The organism is Rhodoferax sp. (assembly GCF_037143375.1).
Classification (GTDB): domain Bacteria; phylum Pseudomonadota; class Gammaproteobacteria; order Burkholderiales; family Burkholderiaceae_C; genus Rhodoferax.
Map to the genome: position 1 here is coordinate 1 of NZ_JBAWYV010000222.1, position 4,011 is coordinate 4,011.

The 4,011-nt window shown below is 52.2% G+C and carries 7 protein-coding genes and 1 pseudogene; all 8 read right to left on the reverse strand.

Annotation, left to right across the window (positions count from 1 at the left end):
- Positions 1–80 (reverse strand): annotated as a pseudogene (locus WCG50_RS17960) (flagellar biosynthetic protein FliR); the annotation flags it as partial.
- 15 nt (positions 81–95) lie between these two features.
- Positions 96–365: a flagellar biosynthesis protein FliQ gene (gene fliQ / locus WCG50_RS17965; RefSeq protein WP_336900966.1), complete on the reverse strand. Its 270-nt coding sequence runs from the start codon at positions 363–365 to the stop codon at positions 96–98.
- A 9-nt stretch (positions 366–374) separates the two neighbouring features.
- Positions 375–1,028, reverse strand: coding sequence for a flagellar type III secretion system pore protein FliP (gene fliP, locus WCG50_RS17970; RefSeq protein WP_336900972.1), 654 nt, complete (start codon positions 1,026–1,028; stop codon positions 375–377).
- Between the two features lie 140 nt (positions 1,029–1,168).
- Positions 1,169–1,483: a flagellar biosynthetic protein FliO gene (locus tag WCG50_RS17975; protein WP_336900967.1), complete on the reverse strand. Its 315-nt coding sequence runs from the start codon at positions 1,481–1,483 to the stop codon at positions 1,169–1,171.
- Between the two features lie 8 nt (positions 1,484–1,491).
- Complete coding sequence (fliN, locus tag WCG50_RS17980) at positions 1,492–1,917, reverse strand: flagellar motor switch protein FliN (RefSeq protein ID WP_336900968.1); 426 nt, start codon at positions 1,915–1,917, stop codon at positions 1,492–1,494.
- Between the two features lie 25 nt (positions 1,918–1,942).
- Entirely contained in the window at positions 1,943–2,911 is a 969-nt protein-coding gene (fliM, locus tag WCG50_RS17985) for a flagellar motor switch protein FliM (protein WP_336900969.1), read from the reverse strand.
- Between the two features lie 21 nt (positions 2,912–2,932).
- On the reverse strand, positions 2,933–3,514 hold the full coding sequence (locus tag WCG50_RS17990) for a flagellar basal body-associated FliL family protein (RefSeq protein ID WP_336900970.1): 582 nt from the start codon (positions 3,512–3,514) through the stop codon (positions 2,933–2,935).
- Between the two features lie 114 nt (positions 3,515–3,628).
- Positions 3,629–4,011 (reverse strand): flagellar hook-length control protein FliK (locus tag WCG50_RS17995; RefSeq protein ID WP_336900971.1); only part of this gene is annotated, 383 nt, incomplete at its 5' end.

The following is a 4,011-nucleotide window of genomic DNA, read 5'->3' on the forward strand; positions in this document are numbered from 1 at the left end:
AAAACGGCCAACACACGCAAAAATGGCCAAAGCAGTGGCGACAACCACGCCACCAATTGAGCTTCAGTGAATGAAATCACGGCCTATTTAGCGGCTTAAACCACGGCAGAAGGGATGGCTTCAATAGTTCGGCGAATGTATTCAACCAGCATGTTCAACATCCACGGACCCGCAATGGCAAACACCGCCATGGCAGCAATCAGTTTGGGGACGAACGCCAGCGTGGCCTCATTGATCTGAGTGACTGCCTGAAATAGGCTCACCACCAAACCCACTACAAGGACAACACCCAGCACCGGAGCGGACACCATCAACAACATCAACAAGGCTTCTTGCCCCATGGTTAAAACCATTTGCGCATTCATAGACAGCTCCTAAGTAACAAAACTGGCAGCCAGTGAGCCAATGAGCAGGTTCCATCCATCAGCAAGGACAAACAGCATCAACTTGAACGGCAGCGCCACCAACACCGGCGACAACATCATCATGCCCAATGACATCAGCACACTGGCCACCACAATATCTATCACCAGGAAAGGAATAAAGATCATGAACCCGATCTGAAAGGCAGACTTGAGCTCACTGGTCACAAAAGCTGGCACAAGAATGCGCATCGGCGCATTTTGGGCATTGGTGCCCGGCTCCAATTTAGCCAATTTTGTAAAAAGGGCCAAGTCAGACTGCCGGGTTTGTTTGCTCATGAACTGACGCAAAGGATCTTCACCATTGGCCAGGGCCTGCTCAAAAGAAATCGTACTTTTTGTGTAAGGTAAATAAGCGTCGTTATAGACTTTATCGAGCGTGGGCCCCATTACGAAGAATGTCAGAAAAAGCGAGAGCCCAACCACCACCTGATTAGGCGGCGCCGACTGGGTTCCCAAGGCTTGGCGCAGCAGTGAGAGCACGATCACGATGCGCGTGAACCCGGTCATCATGAGCAAAACGGCTGGCAAAAAAGACAGCGCCGAAAAAAATAACAAGGTCTGGATGGGAACTGAAAAACTCACCCCTGAACCACCAGTACCCATCAGCAAAGGCAACTGCCCCCCAGTCTGGGCCCATGCGTCAGATTGAGAGGCAAAGACAAGCACCCCTGCCAAGACGGAACGAACCAGCCCTTTTGTTTTTTCACTGCGACTTAATTGATCCGTCACCCCAACCTCCTGAATCACGATAAAACGGGCGCCAAATCAACGTTAACAGGCGAAGAAGCAGAGTTTTTTACGTCAATGGGCGCACTGTGAAGGCAAGTAATCGCCTGGGGCGTAACGCCTAGCGTCAGCCAGACACGCGCACCTTCTGGACCGACCTCGACCGTGACCACTCGTTGGTGCTGACCGACCGCCACGGCAGAAACCACTCTGGACGCAGCAACTGCACCACCCAGACCAACAGCAGAGCGACGCTGCACCCACTTCAGCCCAAACGGAACCAACGCCAGCAGAATGACAAAAAGAGCGACTGAAATGAATGTTTGCGTCATCGCTTAAATCATCCCTTGCTGACGCGACGCAGTCGTTCAGAGGGCGTGACGACATCGGTCAAACGAATACCGAATTTATCGTTCACCACCACCACCTCACCCTGCGCAATCAAATAGCCATTGACCAGCACATCCATCGGCTCACCCGCCAAGGCATCCAACTCGACGACCGAGCCTTGCCCCAATTGAAGAATGTGTCGGATAGGCACCTTGGTTCGGCCCAACTCTACTGAGAGCTGAACCGGAATGTCCAACACGCGGCTGATATCGTCGATTGGCGCATCACCCGAAGTAAAAGAACGCGGGGAGTCGCCCGTCAGGACGCCACCTGACTCCATGCCACTGCCGGCGCCATCGGAGCTTTTCTGCTCTAGGAGCGCCTCAGCCCAATCGGCCATGCCATCATCTTCTACGGGTTTGTCATCTATTGCCATGGTATTTTCCTTCGCATTGAGGCGCTTAGCCCCTCAAACTTTTTTCAATTCGAACCGCATATTTTGCGTTGTGTGTGCCGTACTGGCATTCAAAGACCGGCACGCTGTCGACCGTCACCTGAATGCGTGGCTGGCGATCCAACTCAATGAAATCCCCAACCTTCATGGCCAGCAACTGCTCAATTGTCGCGTCAGCCCGAGCCAATTCGGCCACCAAGGTAATTTCAGCCGCCTGAATTTCTTGCGTCAACACATTCACCCAGCGCCGATCGACCTCAATGGAGTCACCTTGGGTGGACGAATACAGCACATCGCGAATCGGCTCCAGCGTCGCATAAGGCATGCAAAAGTGGATGGCCCCGGTGATCTCACCAATTTCAAGCTGAAAGGAGGTTGAAATCACAATCTCACTGGGTGTCGCAATATTGGCAAACTGCGGCTGCATTTCTGAGCGTTGGTATTCCAGTTCCAACGGATAAATGCCTTTCCAGGCTTTTTTATATTCATCCGTGATGACATCAACCAGACGGTTGATAACGCGTTGCTCGGTTGCCGAAAAATCACGCCCTTCAATGCGCGCCTGAAACTTGCCAATGCCACCGTACAAGGTATCAATAACGCCAAAGACAAGCGCCGGTTCACACACAATCAAGCCACTGCCGCGCAAGGGCCGAATAGCCACAATGTTGAAATTGGTGGGCACCGCCAGTTCACGCAAAAATGCGCTGTAGCGCTGCACCGTCACGGGTCCGACAGAAATCTCGGGGCTTCTGCGGATGAAATTAAAAAGTCCAACCCGCAGATTTCGTGCAAATCGCTCATTGACGATTTCCATCGTGGGCATCCGCCCGCGAACAATCCGCTCTTGGCTAGATATGTTGTAAGCGCGAACTTCACCACTCTCGTGCACTTCCTCAGCCAGCTTTTGGCTTTCGCCTGTCACACCCTCCAGCAGGGCGTCGACTTCTTCTTGAGAGAGAAAGGATTCACTCATGGGAAAGCGTCTTCAAAACCATCATTGAACAATAAAGCTTGAAAAAAGCACGCCTACCACGGGGTACTCATGCACCGCAGCTTTCTTGGCTGGCTTTTTCTTTTTGACTGGCGATGCCTCATCCACTGGCTCTTCATCGCCACCACCAAAGGGGATCGCTGCCTGATGGAGAATATCTTTGGCAAGTTTTTGCTTGCCATCCTGTGTCAGTAATTCTTCAGAAGTACGCTGCGCAATCAGCAAAAGAATGCCACTGCGGATCGTTGGCAAATACGCCTTCACGGAATCAGATGCATGTGCATCCGCCACTTCCAGGGTAATGCCAATCTGGGCTACTTTGTCACCACCGGGGTCGGCCAGATTAACAACCATGTTATCCAGCGGTAAATATACCGGGGCCTTTTTCGGATCCGCATGGGCCGACTTTTCTGGCGCAACGTCTTCGCCCTCGGCCGCCGCGGCCGCACGCTGTTTGCTGATGTAGAAAAACGCCCCACCACCGCCCAAAGCCAAGACGAGAACGGCACCAATAATAATGAAAAGCATTTTCTTGCTTTTGGCAGGGGCTTTGACCTCTTCGACTGCTTCAGGTTTGGTGGCCACTGTATTTCCTTTTACACATTGTGTTGAATTTCATTATTTAGCATTTTGCGCGAAGCAACGGCCAGATTAACCACTAATAAGCATTGCTTCTAGGCTAATAACGAAAGCAAAAGCTTATACATAGAGATCAAGGGCTCTTGTGACAGCTTTGCTGGCTCTCGGAATATTTTCAACGGGTGCTGTTTCAGTTGACACAAGGGTTACCTGTCGCGCGCCTGGCTGGTTGCGCTGATCTTGCGCACCGGCTTTGTCTTGACCTGACGCGCCTACGGAAACGCCCGACAGCACCAAGCCCTCGCTCGTCAGAAGTTCCTTCAGGTGCGCCACGGCCCCTTCGAGCATCTGCCGGGTTTCCAACTGATCAGTCCTGAAGCCAATATGCGCCTCATCCCCTTTAAGGGAAATGCTGACGGCAATCGATTCACCCCCCGCACCATCAATTTTTAACTCGGCATTTTGAACCCCGTGCGTGGCCCAATAACTGACCGTTTCAGCCA